Source organism: Variovorax sp. P1_H2 (assembly GCF_056405295.1).
The window spans coordinates 41,678-56,851 of sequence record NZ_JBFUCJ010000003.1; the positions used below are offsets into that span (position 1 = coordinate 41,678).

Sequence of the window (15,174 nt, forward strand, 5' to 3'; positions counted from 1 at the left end):
ATGAACGCCGCTGCGCATCCCGTGGGCGAGACGAGGAGGCCCGGATGGACAAGGAGTCGAAACCCGGCGCCGGAGGGCTTTCCGGCAACGGCCTGATCGCCGTGCTGCTGCTGGCGACCGGAGCGCTGTTCGTGCGCGAGATCCCGCTGGAGACCCATCGCCCGCCGGCCAGCGACCCCGGCATGGAACAGCACTTCTCGCTGCAGGACGTCGATGCGCGGCTCTGGCAGGACCCCTTCGGCGCCGTCGCCAGGGGGCGGGCCGAGCTCCGCAAGAAGTCGCCGGCCAAGGCCGCCGAGGACGATGCGCAGCGCAGCGCGGAGGCACTGGCCGAGGCCGTCCGGCGGCGCGAGGGCGTGGAGATCCTCGCCGTCATGCTCGGCGGCGGGCCTTACTCGGACAGCATCGAAAGCCGCCGCCGCACGCGCTATGCCGTGCTCGCCGGCCTCAATGTCAGCGGCTATGCCCCGATGGACAACGAGCACCTGGGCTACTTCATCCCGCCGCCCGCGAGTTCGCCCCTGTCTCGCCTGCAGGAGGTCGTGCCCTACGAATGGTTCGAGCCCGCCGCCGACATCCGTCCGCGCGAGGGCGATCGGCCGCGGCCGGCCGTGCTGGTGGTATGGCTGCAGAGCGAATCCTTCGCGGACCATCCGCTGCAGCGCATGAAGGACCTGACCCGGCCCTTCGAGTCGGTGCGCGTGAACTGGCGGGTGCTCGGCCCCTGGGGGTCGGACGGCCTCAAGGCGATGGTCGACGAGACGGTGGAGCGGGATTTCCAGGTCGCGCCGTCCGGACTGAAGCGGATCAGCTACTACTCGCATTACGCGACGGTGCCCGATCGTGCGCTGCTGGAGAACAAGGCCGGCTACGACGGCAAGTCGACCCTGTCCGCCTTTCTGGCGGACAAGGGCGTGACCTTGGTCAGGACCATCGGCAGCGACCAGCAATTGGTCTCCAGCCTGGTCGGTGAACTGGTGCGGCGAGGCCTGGTCGCGCAGCCGCTGGAACCCAACGAAGGCGCCGAGATCGCGGGCGGCTACAGTGCCGTCTGCCGGCCCGAGGGCGATTCGCAGGTCGAAGCGCCGAGCCATGTCGCGGTGGTGGCTGAATGGGACACGCTGTACGGGCGCAGCCTGCGACGCGCCTTCATGGCGAAGAAGGGCGAGCCGGGCTTTTGCGTCGACCGCTTCAACTATGTTCGCGGGCTCGACGGCCAGGTGCCCAGTGGCAGCGGCGGCGGCGGCGACGGCACGGCCGGTTCCGGCGACGGCGGCAAGGTGGTCTCGAACGACAAGGATGCCGCCCGGCGCAAGGACGGCACCTTCGTCGAACGCGCCGAAGGCCAGAGCCAGTTCGACTACCTGCGCCGGCTGGCGGTCCAGATGCACGTGCAGGACCGGAAAGTACGCAAGTCGAGTGCCGACGGACGCGGGCTGCGCGCGATCGGCGTGCTCGGCAACGACGTGCACGACAAGCTGCTGGTGCTGCAGGCACTGCAGCCCGAGTTTCCGAACGCGATCTTCTTCACCACCGACCTCGACGCCCGATTCCTGCATCCGCGCGAGCAGGCCTGGAGCCGCAATCTGCTGGTGGCCTCCAATTTCGGGCTCAGCCTGGAGCGCCGGCTGCAGGGCGGTTCGCCGCCGTTTCGCGACAGCTACCAGACCTCGGCCTTCTTCTCCACGCGCATCGCACTCGACGATGCGCAGCGCGCCGGTTTTTCGATTGCCCATGACGATGGCGGACGCCGATCGGTGTCGCAGGCCGAGATCAGGAGCAGTTGGTTCGATCGGCCGCGCATCTTCGAGATCGGGCGCACCACCGCCTTCGACTTCAGCGACGGCGAGGCCCGGGTCAGGCCCTGCAAGGAGCAGGACTGGATGAGCTGCGAGCACATCCATCCGCCGGGTTCGCCGCGCTATCCGGAGCCTCGGCAGGCCATGCTGGCACTGATACTGAGCGGCCTGCTGCTGGCGCTGTGGGCTCCCGCGCTGTGGCTCAGCCGCTCGGGCCGACATCGCCTGTCGGGTTTCGCGGCCGGAGCCGTCGGTCCGGCCGGGCGGCTGCTGCGCTATGGCGCATTGGTGCTGGCGCTGCTGCTGGTGCAGGCCGCGCTGCCCTGGTGGCTGGCGTCGCAATGGCAGCCGTTCGCCGAATGGCTGACGCACGACGGCAAGCCGCTGGTGGCCTTCGAGGGCATCAGCCTCTGGCCCACCGAGGGCATCCGCCTGCTCGCGCTGTGGCTGTGCCTCTATCTGCTGCTGCGCGGCTGGACCATGCTGGACCGCAACGTCGACGAGATCAGCCGCCAGTTCCGACTGGGCCCGACGCGCCGCGAACTGGTGGCCGAGCAGCGCGCGATCGATGCCGACCTGCCCTGGTGGGAGCGGCTGCTGTGCATGTTCTCGCTGGAATTCGTGCCCCGGTCGGCGCCGCAGACCGTGGCGGGCCACGGCATGCCGGCGGCGGCGCTCGACTTCTGGAAGCGGCACATCGTGCAGAACCGACTGAGCGCGCGGCTGGTGCGGACCACGGTCTTCGTCGTGCTGATGCTGGGCCTCAGCGGCCTGCTGGTGCAGGCCCTGGGCGAGGACCTCTTCGTGCCGCAGCGCGGCGACCTGTCCCTGCGCGTGCACCGGGCGCTGCTGGTCCCGGCCGTGGTGGCGATGTACTACCTGGAGTTCTTCGTCGTCGATGCCACCACGCTGTGCGTCGGCTTCGTCACCGGCCTGCGCCGCCAGGCCGCCAACTGGCCGCTGTCCACCCTGGATGCCTTCCAGCGCCAGCTCGGCATTCCCAAGGAGTTCCTCGACAGCTGGATCGACCTTCGCTTCATCGCGCTGCGCACGCGCTGCGTCACCCGGCTGATCTACTACCCGTTCGTCGTGCTGTCGCTGCTGCTGCTGTCGCGCAGCGCGACCTTCGACGACTGGTTCATGCCCACCAGCACCCTCCTGCTGGCCGGCGTGGGCGCGGCGATCGCGGTCGGCTGCGCACTGGCGCTGCGCTTGGCGGCCGAGGCCTCCCGGCGCAGCGCCCTCGACCAGATCCGGGATGCGCTGATGCGGGCCCACGCCGCGCGCGCCGACGACGCCTCGAAGGCGCCGCCCCCAGGCCAACCCACGGTCGAGCAGCTGAAGCTGCTCCTGGGGCGCGTGGAGGAACTCCATGAGGGCGCCTTTGCGCCGTTCTGGCAGCAGCCGCTGCTGAAGGCCGTGCTGCTGCCCTTCGCGACGCTCGGGGGGTCGACCCTGCTCGACTACATGGCGCTGGCCAACCTTTGACCGGCCGCCCTGGCGCTGTCCAGCGTCCGCGCGAGCTTGACCGGCAGCGGCAAGGGCTCGCCGTGCCATTGGGCCGCCAGCAGCTCGGCACACAGGGCGGCGAAGCTGAGGCCACGCGAGCCGAGTGCGGTGCAGAGCCAGAGGCCGTCGGGCTGCCCGGGCCACAGCGGGCCGACCAGCGGACGGCGGTCCGCCGAGGCGCAGCGCACGCCGGTCCAGGCGCGGGTCGCGCCGTCGTCGAACGCGCGGCCGAGCTGCACTGCGGCGTCGGGAAGCAGGCGGGCCAGGCGCGCGCGATTGAAGGCGGTGTCCTCGGCCCGCGGCCGGGCGTCGCGGCTGTCGCGGTCGAAGGTGGCACCGATGAACCACTCCAGCCCTCCGGCCGCGGGCACGCCGGCGATCAGATGGCCATCGCCGTTCACCGGTGCCGCGGGCAGTCGCATGCCGTCCGTCATGCGGCCGCCCTCGACCTGGCCGCGCACGGCTTGCAGGGGGTAGGCGGGCGCCAGCGCATGGCTCTCGAAACCGGCGGCGATGACCACCCGGTCGGCCTCGGCCAGCTGCTGGCCGTCGGCGTCCTGCAGCACCCATGGCGCGTGCCCGGTGCCCTGGCGCTCGATCCGGGCCACGCGGCAGCCGGTCCGCACGCGGATGCCGGGCTGCGCCAGCCAGGCCTCGACCAGCCGGGCCGGCCGCACCCAGCCGGCCCGCGCATGCCAGAGGGCCGCCGAAGCGGCCGGCAGGCCCGACGCGCGGACCCGATCCGGGTCTGCGTGCCACGATTCGTTGGGCCCCTCGGCCGACCAGTCGGCCGGCAGGCGATCGTCGCCGTCGGCGCGCCATTCGAGCACGCCGCTGRCGCGCCAGTCTTCACCTTCGACCAGCCACTGTTCCAACTGCTGCCAGGTGGCGCGGATGCCGGCGCGCGTCAAGCGCGAGAGCAGCGCATCGTCTGGCGAAACATGCGGCGCCAGCAGCCCGGCCGGCAGGCTGGAGGCGCCGGCCGCCGGGCGCCCGGCGGCATCCAGCACCTCGACCTCCCAGCCCCTGCGTGCCAGGCTGGCCGCGACCGCAGCGCCGGCCAGGCCGGCGCCGATGACCGCGCAGCGGCGGCCCGGTGGCAGCGGCGCCGCCGCGGGGGCGCGCTGCCGCACCTCCCAGGCCGGCTCGAAGATGCCTTGCAGGCAGTCGCGCTTGGGCGGCAGGCCGGGCGCCCTGGTCAATTGGAAGCCGTTCTGCGCCAGCGCATCGCAGACCGCGCGCGCGATCGTCCAGGTGGCGAGCCGCGTGCCGCGCCGGGCGAAGCGCGACACCGCCTTGAGCGTGTCGGGCGACCACATGGCTGGATTGCGCTGCGGGCTGAAACCGTCGAGGAAGATGCTGTCGGCCTCGAAACGCTGCGCACGCAGCATCGCCTGCACGTCGCCGATGCAGAGCGTGAGCAGCACCTTTCCTTGATCGAAAGCGAGGCGATGGAATCCCGGCAGCAGGCCGTGCCACTGTGCCGCCAGCATCTCGGCCAGGGGATGCAATTCAGGATAGGCGCCGGCGGCGCGCAGCAGATCGTCGCGCGACACCGGGAAGGCCTCGATCGAAACAAAATGCAGCAGGCGCGGCCGCCGCGGGTCCTCGCGCCAGGCGCGCCAGACTGTCAGGAAATTGAGGCCGAAGCCGAATCCGGTTTCGAGAATCCGCCATTGCGGCTGCCCGGCCCAGGTGGCGGGCAGGCCGCAGCCGCCCAGGAACACGTGGCGGGCCTGCGCCGGCGCGCCGCTTTCGGAGTGGTAGATGTCATCGAAGCGCGCGCTGCGCGGAATGCCGTCGGCGCGCCAGGCTACGGGCTCGGCCATGGCACGCGAAGACCCGGAACTCAGGCTGCGGGCGGTGGCACGTAGCCCTGCGCGACGTCGGCGCCTTCGCCGAAGAAATGCTTTTCCATCTGCCGCGCCAGGTATTGCCGGGCCCGTGCATCGGCAAGGTTGAGGCGGTTCTCGTTGACCAGCATCGTCTGCTGCTTGAGCCAGGCGGCCCAGGCCTCCTTGCTGACGTTCTCCCACAGGCGCTTGCCGAGTTCGCCGGGGTAGGGCGGGAAGTCGAGGCCTTCGGCCTCTTTGCCGAGCTTGATGCACTGGACCATGCGTGCCATTTGGATGCCTTTGTGGGTGTCTTAGTTGATTTCGTTATTTAGAACTGAGAACTTGGTTGTTCTCGATTCCATATGCCGTATTCAGAATACGTGGCTTCAGCGTTATGCCTATTACGAGCACAAGACCATGAGCCTCCGTCGCGACTTTATCAAGCTTTCTCTCGGCGCCGCCGCCGCAGCCAGCATCGCCCTGACAGCAATGCCGTCGTTTGCCCAAGGCGTGACCTTGCTCAACGTCTCCTACGACCCGACGCGCGAGCTCTACGTCGACTACAACCAGGCCTTCGCCAAGTACTGGAAGGCCAAGACCGGCCAGGACGTGACGATCAAGCAGTCGCACGGCGGCTCGGGCAAGCAGGCGCGGTCGATCATCGACGGCATCGACGCCGACGTCGCGACCCTGGCGCTGGCCGGCGACACGGAGGCCCTCGTCACCCATGGCGGCCTGGTCAAGCCCGACTGGCAGAAGCGGCTGCCGCACAACTCGGCCCCCTACACCTCGACCATCGTCTTCCTCGTGAAGAAGGGCAATCCCAAGGGCCTGAAGGACTGGGACGACCTGGTCAAGCCCGGCGTGCAGGTGATCACGCCGAACCCCAAGACCTCGGGCGGCGCCCGCTGGAACTACCTGGCGGCCTGGGAATTCGCCAAGCGCAAGTACGGCGGCGACGACAAGGCCAAGGAATTCGTCGGCAAGCTCTACAGGAACGTGCCGGTGCTCGATGCCGGCGCCCGCGGCTCGACCATCACCTTCGTCCAGCGCGGCGTCGGCGACGTGCTGCTGGCCTGGGAGAACGAGGCCTTCCTGGCGCTGAAGGAATTCGGCCCCGACAAGTTCGACATCGTCGTGCCTTCGATCAGCATCCTGGCCGAGCCCACCGTGACCGTGGTCGACAAGGTGGTCGACAAGAAGGGCACGCGCGCCGTGGCCGAGGAATACCTCAAGTACCTGTACTCCGATGAAGGCCAGGAGGTGGCGGGCCGCAACTACTACCGGCCGACTTCCGACAAGGCCAAGGCCAAGTTCGCCAGCCAGTTCCCCAAGCTGACGTTGTTCACGATCGACGACGCCTTCGGCGGCTGGGCCAAGGCCGACAAGGCGCACTTCGCCGATGGCGGCTCCTTCGACCAGATCTATCTGGCGAAGCTGAAGTAACAGCAGGCAAGGTCAGCGATGTCCGTTCTCCTGATTGCCGGCAGTCCTTCCGCGCCCTCGCGTTCGGCGGTGCTGCTCGATGCGGTGGCGGCGCGGCTCGCCGCGCGCGCGGTGCCGGTCCAGCGGCTCGCGATCCGCGAACTGGCGGCGCATGCCCTGCTGCTCGGCGAGGCCTCGCACCCGTCGGTGCAGCATGCGGTCGAGCAACTGCAGCGCGCCGACGTGATCGTGATCGCCACCCCGGTCTACAAGGCCGCCTACAGCGGCGTGCTGAAGGTCTTCCTCGACCTGCTGCCGCAGTCGGCGCTCAAGGGCAAGACCGTGCTGCCGCTGGCCACCGGCGGCAGTCCGCACCATATGCTGGCGCTCGACTATGCGCTGCGCCCGGTGCTGCAATCGCTGGCGGCACGGCATATCCTGCCGGGCGTCTATGCCACCGATGGCCAGGTCACGCTGCAGCCCGAGGGCGCCTACCAGTTGCAGGCCGAACTCGCGCAGCGGCTCGACGACGCGGTCGAGACGCTGGCCAGAGAAGGCCTCAGCCTGCCGCCGGCCTGGGGCTTCGAGGCGGTCGACTTCTCGCGCGTGCGATGTAGCGTCTGAGCCGCCCGGCGTCCGTCGCGGCGCCGCCTTCCTTCAACAACCCCGTTCCCGATTCGAAACGCCGCTCGTGCGGCGCGGGACTTCCTTTGTCCGAAAGAAACGCATGCCGCCTGTTCTCACCGACGACTTCCAAGCCTCGCGCCCGCTGCGCCGGGTCCTCGCCGACCTCGCGATCAGCGTGCTGGTGGTGGCCGCGATCGCGCTCATCACCGGCTTCCTCGCGGCCACTTCCGCGCCGCTGTGACTCCCGCAGCTCGAAAGAAAGCATCACCATGAACTCGCATTCATCGATTCGTCGACGGCTCCTTCAAGTCAGCGCCGCTGCGCTGGCGCTGCCGGCGCTTTCCGCCTTCGCCCAAGCCCCGGCGCGCACCCTGCGCATCGGCAATCAGAAGGGCAACCTGAGCCTGCTCAAGGGCCGTGGCACGCTCGAGAAACGCCTCGCACCGCTGGGCGTCAGCGTCAAGTGGACCGAGTTCACGGCCGGGCCGGTGCAACTCGAGGCGCTCAACGTCGGCTCGATCGACTTCGGCGACGTCGGCGAAGCGCCGCCGATCTTCGCGCAGGCCGCCGGTGCGCCGCTGGCCTACGTGGCGGCGACCGTGCCGCGGCCGCAGTCCGAGGCGGTGCTGGTGCCGAAGGCCTCGACGATCCAGTCGGTCAAGGACCTGAAGGGCAAGAAGGTCGCGCTCAATAAGGGCAGCAACGTCCATTACTTCCTGGTCAGGCTGCTCGAGAAGAACGGCCTGGCGTACGGCGATGTCAACCTCATCTTCCTGCCGCCGGCCGATGCCCGCGCCGCCTTCGAGAAGAGCTCGATCGACGCCTGGGTGATCTGGGATCCGTTCCTGGCCGCGGCGCAGAAGACGCTCGACGCCAGGCTGCTTGCCGACGCCACCGGCGTGGTCGGCAACCGGGCCTTCTATTTCTCGTCGCTCGACTACGCGAGCAAGAACGCCGACGTGGTCAAGGTCCTGATCGAGGAGCTCGACAAGGTCGACCAATGGGCCCAGGCCAACCGCGGCGCTTTCGCGGCCGAGCTCGCGGGCCTGTGGGGCCTGCCGCAACCGGTGGTCGACCTGTCGGTGTCGCGCACCCGGTTCGGAACCGGGCCGATCACCAAGGCGATCCTCGGCGAGCAGCAGCAGATCGCCGACACCTTCCTCGCGCTCGGGCTGATCCCGAAAAAGATCAACCTGCTCGAAGCCGTGGCCGCGGGTACCTCCTGAGACCTTGCGGGACAGATCAAGAAACTGCGAAGCAGTTTTTTCTCTGTCCTCAACTGACTAAGACTTGCGGGACAGATCAAGAAACTGCGCAGCAGTTTTTGCTCTGTCCTCGACTTCCGAAGACCTTGCGGGACAGACCAACAAACTGCGCAGCAGTTTTTGCTCTGTCCTCAACTGACTAAGACCCTGCTCGACCGACTAAGAACCCCCATGCAAGTTTTCTGGTTCCTGCCCACCCACGGCGACAGCCGCTATCTCGGCACCACCGAGGGCGCGCGCGCGGTCGATCTCGCCTATCTCCAGCAGATCGCCGGCGCCGCCGATTCGCTCGGCTACGAAGGCGTGCTGATCCCGACCGGCCGTTCCTGCGAGGACCCCTGGGTCGTCGCCGCCAGCCTGATCGGCGCCACGCGGCGCCTCAAGTTCCTGGTCGCGGTGCGGCCCGGCCTGCACCAGCCCAGCCTGGCCGCGCGGATGGCCGCGACCTTCGACCGGCTGTCGGGCGGGCGGGTGCTGGTGAACCTGGTCACCGGCGGCGACCAGGCCGAACTCGAAGGCGATGGCGTGTTCCAGGACCATGCTTCGCGCTACGAGCAATCGGCCGAGTTCATCCGCATCTGGCGCGGGATCATCGCGAGCAGCCACGACGGCCGAAGCTTCGACTACGACGGCAAGCACCTGAGCGTGAAGGGCGCCAAGCTGTTGTTCCCGCCGACGCAGAAGCCGCACCCACCGGTGTGGTTCGGCGGCTCGTCGGCCGCGGCCCACGATCTCGCCGCCGAGCAGGTCGACGCCTACCTGACCTGGGGCGAGCCGCCGGCCGACGTGGCGAAGAAGATCGCCGACGTGCGCCAGCGCGCCGAGAAGTACGCAGACCCCCACGCTTCGCTGCCCCCCGAGGGGGCGCCCGCCGCCTTGGGGCGGCCCGGCGGCGCCGGCGGCAGGGCGCTGAAGTTCGGCATCCGGCTGCACGTGATCGTGCGCGAGACCGAGGACGAGGCGTGGCGCGCCGCCGAATCGCTGATCAGCCGGGTCGACGACGAGACCGTGATCCGTGCCCAGGCCGCCTTCGCGCGCATGGACTCCGAGGGCCAGCGGCGCATGGCCGCGCTGCATGCCGGCGGTGCCAGGCGGACGCGCGAAGCGCTCGAGATCAGCCCCAACCTGTGGGCCGGGGTCGGGCTGGTTCGCGGCGGCGCCGGCACGGCGCTGGTCGGCGATGCGAAGACGGTCGCGGCGCGCCTCGAGGCGTACGCCTCGCTCGGCATCGACAACTTCATCCTCTCGGGCTATCCGCATCTGGAAGAGTCCTTTCGCTTCGCCGAACTGGTGTTCCCGCTGCTGCCGCACAAGCAGCGTCCGGGCTTGCCGGGCCAGGTGCTGAGCGGTCCCTTCGGCGAAGTCGTCGCCAATCTCGACGCGCCCTCGCGGCTCGCCTCCCAGAGCTGAAAGACTCTCCATGAATCAACAAGTACAGGCCTTGCCGGTGGCAGCGCCCTCGCTGGCCGCGGCCAGGAGCTTCACGCTCGGCGTCGCCCGGCGACTGGTGCCGTGGCTGGTGCCCGTCGGGCTGATCGTCGCCTGGCAGATCGCCTCGTCGCTCGGCTGGCTGTCGACGCGGGTCTTGCCGGCCCCGGTCGACGTGGTCAAGGCCGCGTGGCGGCTCACCGCTTCGGGCGAACTCTGGACCCATGTCATGGTGAGCGCGGCGCGGGCGCTGACCGGACTGGCGATCGGCGGCGGGCTCGGACTCGCGCTGGGCCTCCTGACCGGCTCGGTGAAGGTGGCCGAGACGCTGCTCGACTCGACGCTGCAGATGGTGCGCAATATTCCTGCACTGGCGCTGATCCCGCTGGTGATCCTGTGGTTCGGCATCGACGAGTCGGCCAAGCTGTTCCTGATTTCGGTGTCGGTGTTCTTCCCGATCTATCTCAACACCTTCCACGGCATCCGCAACGTCGACCCGCAGCTGATCGAGATGGGGCGCACCTACGGACTGACGCGCTGGCAGCTCTACAAGGAAGTGATCCTGCCCGGCGCGATGTCCTCGATCCTGGTCGGCCTGCGCTTTTCGCTCGGCCTCATGTGGGTCATCCTGATCGTGGCCGAGACCATCTCGGCGCAGTCGGGCATCGGCTACCTCACGATGAATGCGCGCGAGTTCCTGCAGACTGACATCGTGCTGGTCGGCATCCTGCTGTACGCGCTGCTCGGCAAGCTGGCCGACCTGCTGGCGCGCGGGCTCGAGCGATGGTGGCTGCGCTGGCATCCGGCGTATGGAGCGGCCAAATGAGCGGCGGCGTGCGGCTCGACATCCGCGGCCTGTCGAAGCGCTATGGCGAGCGCGAAGTGCTGCGCAACACGCAGCTGGCCATCGAACCCGGACAGTTCATCGCGATCGTGGGCCGCAGCGGCTGCGGCAAGAGCACCTTGCTGCGGCTGGTCGCGGGCCTCGAACAGGCCTCCGAGGGCGCGCTCTTCACCGACGGCAAGGCTGTCGACGGACTGCACGACGACACCCGGATCATGTTCCAGGAGGCGCGCCTGCTGCCATGGCGCCGGGTGATCGACAACGTCGCGCTGGGCCTGCCCGAAGCGGACCGCGCCCGTGGCAGGGAGGTGCTGGCGCAGGTCGGCCTGGCCGAGCGCGGCGGCGAATGGCCGGCGCGCCTGTCGGGCGGCCAGCGCCAGCGGGTCGCGCTGGCCCGGGCGCTGGTGCACCAGCCGCGGCTGCTGCTGCTCGACGAGCCGCTGGGTGCGCTCGACGCGCTGACGCGCATCGAGATGCACCGGCTGATCGAGAGCCTGTGGCTGCGCCATCGCTTCACCGCGCTGCTGGTCACGCACGACGTGCAGGAGGCGGTGGCGCTGGCCGATCGCGTGGTCCTGATCGAGGACGGCCGGATCGCGCTCGACGAGAACATCGCGCTCGCCCGGCCGCGCTCGCAGGGCGACCCGGCCTTCGCGGCGATCGAGAAACGCATTCTCGACCGCGTGCTGCAGAAACCCGACGCCACCGGGTCCGAGCCTGCCAACGACACCCGCTGGACCGACGGTCCGGCGCATGTGCTGCGCTGGGCCGTGTGAGTTCAATTCTTTTCAACCCGAAGGAGTTTTCATGTCCATCCAGGCCATCAACGTTCGCAACCAGTTCAAGGGCAAGGTGCGCGAAATCATTCGCGGCGACGTCGTCTCCGAAGTCGACGTCGAAACCGCGTGGGGCATCGTGACCTCGGTGATCACCACGCGCTCGGTCGACGAACTGCAGCTCAAGCCCGGCTCCGACGTCGTCGCGCTGGTGAAGTCGACGGAGGTGTCGATCGCGAAGCTGTGAGCCGGCGCTTAACCCCGGCGCGGTGGGGTTTTGTACGATGGTGCATGGTCGGTGCCCGGCCTCACCCTCGAAGGAAGCCCCATGCCCCCACTGGACGTCAGCGACATCGTCCGCGCCCTGCACCTTGCCCGTGACGAGTGGCGCGATTCGCAGCAGCGCTCGCGCGAGCCCGGCAGCCGCGAGTTCCCCTCGCGCGAGGCGCTGGCCGGGATCGTCGAATCGCTCAAGGGCGCGCTGTTCCCGATGCGCCTCGGGCCGCCCGAGCTGCGGCACGACAGCGAGGATTTCTATGTCGGCTACACGCTCGATTCGGCCCTGCAATCGCTGCGGGGCCAGGCCCGGCTCGAGCTGCTCTACACGGCACGCCATCAGCCGCGCGCGTCCGAGGACATCGAGGCCGAAGCGGCCGCTGCGGTGCAGCAGTTCGCGACGGCGCTGCCGTCGATCCGGCGCCTGCTCGACGGCGACGTGCTGGCCGCCTTCCAGGGCGATCCGGCGGCGCGCAGCGTCGACGAGGTGCTGCTCTGCTACCCGGGCATCCTGGCCATGATTCACCACCGCCTTGGCCACCAGCTCTACGGGCTCGGCCTGCCGCTGCTGGCGCGCATCGTGGCCGAACTGGCCCATGGGCAGACCGGCATCGACATCCACCCGGGCGCGACGATCGATGCCGGCTTCTTCATCGACCACGGCACGGGCGTGGTGATCGGCGAGACGGCCGTGATCGGCAAGCGGGTGCGCATCTACCAGGCCGTGACGCTGGGTGCCAAGCGCTTTCCGACCGATGCCGACGGCAACCTGCAGAAGGGCTTGCCGCGCCACCCGGTGGTGGAGGACGATGTCGTGATCTACGCCGGTGCGACCATTCTCGGGCGCGTCACGCTGGGCAAGGGCGCCACCATCGGCGGCAATGTCTGGATCACCGACGACGTGCCCCCCGGCGCCAGCGTGTCGCAGGCCAGCCTGCAGAACGCGCCGCAGAGGCGCCGTGCCTGAGCTATCGTTTCCTTTTCCTCAACCCGTTTCAAGGAGTCTTCATGGCCCAGAAAAAGATTGCCGTCGTCATCGGCAGCCTGCGCAAGGATTCGCTGAACCGCAAGCTCGCGCTCGCGATCGCCCATCTCGCACCGGAGGACTTCACCTTCGAGCATGTGCGCATCGATGACCTTCCGCTCTACAACCAGGACGACGACGGCAACCAGGCTCCCTCGGTGCGGCGCCTGAAGACCGAGGTCGCCGCGGCGGACGGCCTGCTGTTCGTCACGCCCGAGTACAACCGCTCGATTCCGGGCGTCCTCAAGAACGCGCTCGACAATGCCTCGCGGCCCTACGGCCAGAGCGCCTGGGCCGGCAAACCGGCGGGCGTGGTCGGTGTGTCGGTCGGCGCCGTCGGTACCGCCGTCGCGCAACAGCATTTGCGCGGCATCCTGGCCTACCTGGATGTGCCGGCGCTCGGCCAGCCCGAAGTCTTCCTGCAGAACAAGGAAGGCTTGTTCGACGACAAGGGCCACATCGCCGAGGGCAGCAAGCAGTTCCTGCAAGGCTGGGTCGACAAGTACGTGGCCTGGATCAAGACCCACACCGGAAAGTAGAACGAGAAAAGGGCGAGCCGCCGAACGCGGATCGCCCTTTCTGTCACGTTCCGGACGGCGTCCGGCCCTGAATCAGGCTGCCAGCGCGGCTTGATCCTGGTTCGCGGCCTTGCCGGTCGTCGCGACAGCGATATCGGACCGTGCGGCGGTCAGCGCGGCAGACTTGGCCGCATCGCCCATCGCCACGCCTTCGGCGCGGACGATCCGCACGTCGGTGATGCCGAAGAAGCCGAAGACCACCTTGAGGTAGCTTTCCTGGTGTTCCATCGCCTGGCCGCCTTCGCTGGTCGAATACATGCCGCCGCGGGTCGAGGCCACGATCACGGTCTTGCCGCCGGCCAGGCCGACCGGGCCCTTGTCGGTGTACTTGAAGGTGCGGCCGATCTGCGCCAGGCGGTCGATCCAGGCCTTCAGCTGGGTCGGCACCGTGAAGTTGTAGAGCGGAGCGCCCACGACGATCACGTCGGCGGCCAGGAATTGCGTCACCAGCCGTTCGGAGACTTCGTTCTCGCGACGTTGCGCTTCGGTCGGCTCTGCCTGGACACCGACCTTGATGCCCAGCGCGTCGGCACTGAAATGGTTCGGGGTGTCCACCGCGAGGTCGAGGTAGTCGACGCTCGTGTTCGGGTGGGCGCGGCGCCAGTCGGCCACGATTTCGGCGGTCAGTTGACGGGAGACGGAATTGGTTCCGAGGACGCTGGAATCGACGTGCAGGAGTTTCATGATCAATGCTTTCTTTGAAAGCGCCGGCACTGAAATCGGTCGGCGTGGGATGAATTCTATTTTTGTGGCGATTGATTGATAAGTCTGCAAAAATGGCCTACTTCGTTCCAAAAATAGGACAGTGACTCGATGCAGGATCTCAACGACATGGTGTTCTTTGCCGAAGTGGCCGAGCGCGGGGGCTTCGCGGCCGCCAGCCGGGCGCTCGGCATCCCGAAGTCCCGCCTGTCGCGCCGGGTGGCCGACCTCGAAGTGCAACTCGGCGTCCAGTTGATGCAGCGCAGCACCCGGCGCTTGTCGCTGACGCCGGCCGGCGAGATCTACCTCAAGCACTGCGCCGCGATGCGCGATGCCGCGCAGGCGGCGTCCGAGGCGGTGGCGCAGATCCAGACCGAGCCGAGCGGCACCGTGCGGCTGAGTTGTCCCGTGACGCTGGCGCACAGCAGCGTCGGCCCGCTGCTGCCCGAGTTCATGCGGCGCTATCCGCAGGTCCGGGTCGAGATGCRGGTTCTGAACCGGCCGGTCGACCCGGTCGAGGAGGGCGTGGACCTGGCCCTGCGCGTGCGCCCGACGATCGAGGACAGCGCCACGCTGGTGGCCAAGAATTTCGGTGGCAGCCGCGGCATCCTGGTGGCGAGCCCCGACCTGCTGCGGCGCCAGGGACCGGTCTCGACGCCGGCGGATCTCGGCAGGCTCGACTCCGTCGCCATGTCGACCGGCGATGGCCGCGCCAACTGGCGGCTCGAAGGTCCCGGCGGCAAGGTGGTGGTCCACACCCACGCGCCACGCTATGTCGCCGACGACCTGCTGACGCTGAAGTTCGCGGTGGTCCAGGGCATCGGGGCGTCGGTGCTGCCGGACTACATGTGCCGCAGGGACATCAACGCCGGCAAGCTGCTCGAGGTGCTGCCGGGCTGGGGACCGGAACCCGGCATCTGCCACGCCATGTTCCCCGCCCGTCGGGCCCTGGTGCCGGCGGTACGCCGATTGATCGACTTCCTGGCCGAGAACCTGGACGGGGCCGAACCGCACCACCTGGCGGAATAAGGCGCTTATGTCGAAAAGCTCATATCCAAACAAGTAGATATTCGTTTGTCGTTTAAG

15 protein-coding genes are annotated in these 15,174 nt (G+C 68.7%); 12 read left to right on the plus strand and 3 right to left on the minus strand.

Features of this window, described 5'->3' with window-relative positions; all coding sequences use genetic code 11:
- Window positions 1-44: 44 nt before the first annotated feature.
- Window positions 45-3,287, plus strand: a complete 3,243-nt coding sequence (locus tag AC1D2E_RS02115) for a hypothetical protein (protein WP_478195858.1) — start codon at window positions 45-47, stop codon at window positions 3,285-3,287.
- On the opposite strand, the gene mnmC is transcribed toward AC1D2E_RS02115, so the two are convergent.
- Together mnmC and AC1D2E_RS02125 are read right to left on the minus strand one after the other, a co-directional pair.
- On the minus strand, window positions 3,263-5,137 hold the full coding sequence (gene mnmC / locus AC1D2E_RS02120; protein ID WP_478195859.1) for a bifunctional tRNA (5-methylaminomethyl-2-thiouridine)(34)-methyltransferase MnmC2/FAD-dependent 5-carboxymethylaminomethyl-2-thiouridine(34) oxidoreductase MnmC1: 1,875 nt from the start codon (window positions 5,135-5,137) through the stop codon (window positions 3,263-3,265). The two genes, AC1D2E_RS02115 and mnmC, sit on opposite strands and share 25 nt — an antisense overlap.
- A gap of 20 nt (window positions 5,138-5,157) precedes the next feature.
- Window positions 5,158-5,433: an oxidative damage protection protein gene (locus AC1D2E_RS02125; RefSeq protein ID WP_478156751.1), complete on the minus strand. Its 276-nt coding sequence runs from the start codon at window positions 5,431-5,433 to the stop codon at window positions 5,158-5,160.
- A 127-nt stretch (window positions 5,434-5,560) separates the two neighbouring features.
- Here AC1D2E_RS02125 and AC1D2E_RS02130 point away from each other — a divergent pair, with 127 nt between their 5' ends.
- The 10 genes from AC1D2E_RS02130 (at window position 5,561) to AC1D2E_RS02175 (ending at window position 13,347) form a co-directional block, all read left to right on the plus strand.
- On the plus strand, window positions 5,561-6,589 hold the full coding sequence (locus AC1D2E_RS02130) for a sulfate ABC transporter substrate-binding protein (RefSeq protein ID WP_478195860.1): 1,029 nt from the start codon (window positions 5,561-5,563) through the stop codon (window positions 6,587-6,589).
- Between the two features lie 18 nt (window positions 6,590-6,607).
- Entirely contained in the window at window positions 6,608-7,192 is a 585-nt protein-coding gene (gene ssuE / locus AC1D2E_RS02135; protein WP_478195861.1) for an NADPH-dependent FMN reductase, read from the plus strand.
- Between the two features lie 103 nt (window positions 7,193-7,295).
- Window positions 7,296-7,436, plus strand: a complete 141-nt coding sequence (locus AC1D2E_RS02140) for a hypothetical protein (RefSeq protein WP_478195862.1) — start codon at window positions 7,296-7,298, stop codon at window positions 7,434-7,436.
- Window positions 7,437-7,464: 28 nt separating this feature from the next.
- Window positions 7,465-8,421 (plus strand): sulfonate ABC transporter substrate-binding protein, encoded by a 957-nt coding sequence (locus tag AC1D2E_RS02145; protein ID WP_478195863.1) that lies wholly within the window; start codon window positions 7,465-7,467, stop codon window positions 8,419-8,421.
- A gap of 210 nt (window positions 8,422-8,631) precedes the next feature.
- Complete coding sequence (locus tag AC1D2E_RS02150; protein ID WP_478195864.1) at window positions 8,632-9,870, plus strand: FMNH2-dependent alkanesulfonate monooxygenase; 1,239 nt, start codon at window positions 8,632-8,634, stop codon at window positions 9,868-9,870.
- Between the two features lie 10 nt (window positions 9,871-9,880).
- A complete protein-coding gene (ssuC, locus tag AC1D2E_RS02155; RefSeq protein ID WP_478195865.1) occupies window positions 9,881-10,714 on the plus strand; it encodes an aliphatic sulfonate ABC transporter permease SsuC in 834 nt (277 codons plus the stop codon).
- Window positions 10,672-11,508, plus strand: coding sequence for an ATP-binding cassette domain-containing protein (locus AC1D2E_RS02160; RefSeq protein WP_478195866.1), 837 nt, complete (start codon window positions 10,672-10,674; stop codon window positions 11,506-11,508). The genes ssuC and AC1D2E_RS02160 overlap by 43 nt, the downstream gene beginning before the upstream one ends.
- Before the next feature lie 31 nt (window positions 11,509-11,539).
- Window positions 11,540-11,755 (plus strand): TOBE domain-containing protein, encoded by a 216-nt coding sequence (locus tag AC1D2E_RS02165; protein ID WP_028250350.1) that lies wholly within the window; start codon window positions 11,540-11,542, stop codon window positions 11,753-11,755.
- A gap of 81 nt (window positions 11,756-11,836) precedes the next feature.
- Window positions 11,837-12,751 (plus strand): serine O-acetyltransferase EpsC, encoded by a 915-nt coding sequence (epsC, locus tag AC1D2E_RS02170; protein ID WP_478195867.1) that lies wholly within the window; start codon window positions 11,837-11,839, stop codon window positions 12,749-12,751.
- Window positions 12,752-12,792: 41 nt separating this feature from the next.
- Window positions 12,793-13,347 (plus strand): NADPH-dependent FMN reductase, encoded by a 555-nt coding sequence (locus tag AC1D2E_RS02175; protein ID WP_478195868.1) that lies wholly within the window; start codon window positions 12,793-12,795, stop codon window positions 13,345-13,347.
- A 72-nt stretch (window positions 13,348-13,419) separates the two neighbouring features.
- Here the strand turns inward: AC1D2E_RS02175 and AC1D2E_RS02180 are convergent, their stop codons facing one another.
- Entirely contained in the window at window positions 13,420-14,070 is a 651-nt protein-coding gene (locus AC1D2E_RS02180; RefSeq protein ID WP_478195869.1) for an FMN-dependent NADH-azoreductase, read from the minus strand.
- 129 nt (window positions 14,071-14,199) lie between these two features.
- On the opposite strand from AC1D2E_RS02180, the gene AC1D2E_RS02185 reads away from it, so the two are divergent.
- Complete coding sequence (locus AC1D2E_RS02185) at window positions 14,200-15,117, plus strand: LysR family transcriptional regulator (RefSeq protein WP_478195870.1); 918 nt, start codon at window positions 14,200-14,202, stop codon at window positions 15,115-15,117.
- Window positions 15,118-15,174 lie beyond the last annotated feature (57 nt).

What these genes read in the sequence shown, in the direction of transcription:
- AC1D2E_RS02115 (WP_478195858.1), top strand. Translation starts at nt 45, where the DNA reads ATGGACAAGGAGTCGAAACCCGGCGCCGGAGGGCTTTCCGGCAACGGC.
- AC1D2E_RS02125 (WP_478156751.1), bottom strand. Translation starts at nt 5,433, where the DNA reads ATGGCACGCATGGTCCAGTGCATCAAGCTCGGCAAAGAGGCCGAAGGC.
- AC1D2E_RS02130 (WP_478195860.1), top strand. Translation starts at nt 5,561, where the DNA reads ATGAGCCTCCGTCGCGACTTTATCAAGCTTTCTCTCGGCGCCGCCGCC.
- ssuE (WP_478195861.1), top strand. Translation starts at nt 6,608, where the DNA reads ATGTCCGTTCTCCTGATTGCCGGCAGTCCTTCCGCGCCCTCGCGTTCG.
- AC1D2E_RS02140 (WP_478195862.1), top strand. Translation starts at nt 7,296, where the DNA reads ATGCCGCCTGTTCTCACCGACGACTTCCAAGCCTCGCGCCCGCTGCGC.
- AC1D2E_RS02145 (WP_478195863.1), top strand. Translation starts at nt 7,465, where the DNA reads ATGAACTCGCATTCATCGATTCGTCGACGGCTCCTTCAAGTCAGCGCC.
- AC1D2E_RS02150 (WP_478195864.1), top strand. Translation starts at nt 8,632, where the DNA reads ATGCAAGTTTTCTGGTTCCTGCCCACCCACGGCGACAGCCGCTATCTC.
- ssuC (WP_478195865.1), top strand. Translation starts at nt 9,881, where the DNA reads ATGAATCAACAAGTACAGGCCTTGCCGGTGGCAGCGCCCTCGCTGGCC.
- AC1D2E_RS02160 (WP_478195866.1), top strand. Translation starts at nt 10,672, where the DNA reads ATGGTGGCTGCGCTGGCATCCGGCGTATGGAGCGGCCAAATGAGCGGC.
- AC1D2E_RS02165 (WP_028250350.1), top strand. Translation starts at nt 11,540, where the DNA reads ATGTCCATCCAGGCCATCAACGTTCGCAACCAGTTCAAGGGCAAGGTG.
- epsC (WP_478195867.1), top strand. Translation starts at nt 11,837, where the DNA reads ATGCCCCCACTGGACGTCAGCGACATCGTCCGCGCCCTGCACCTTGCC.
- AC1D2E_RS02175 (WP_478195868.1), top strand. Translation starts at nt 12,793, where the DNA reads ATGGCCCAGAAAAAGATTGCCGTCGTCATCGGCAGCCTGCGCAAGGAT.
- AC1D2E_RS02180 (WP_478195869.1), bottom strand. Translation starts at nt 14,070, where the DNA reads ATGAAACTCCTGCACGTCGATTCCAGCGTCCTCGGAACCAATTCCGTC.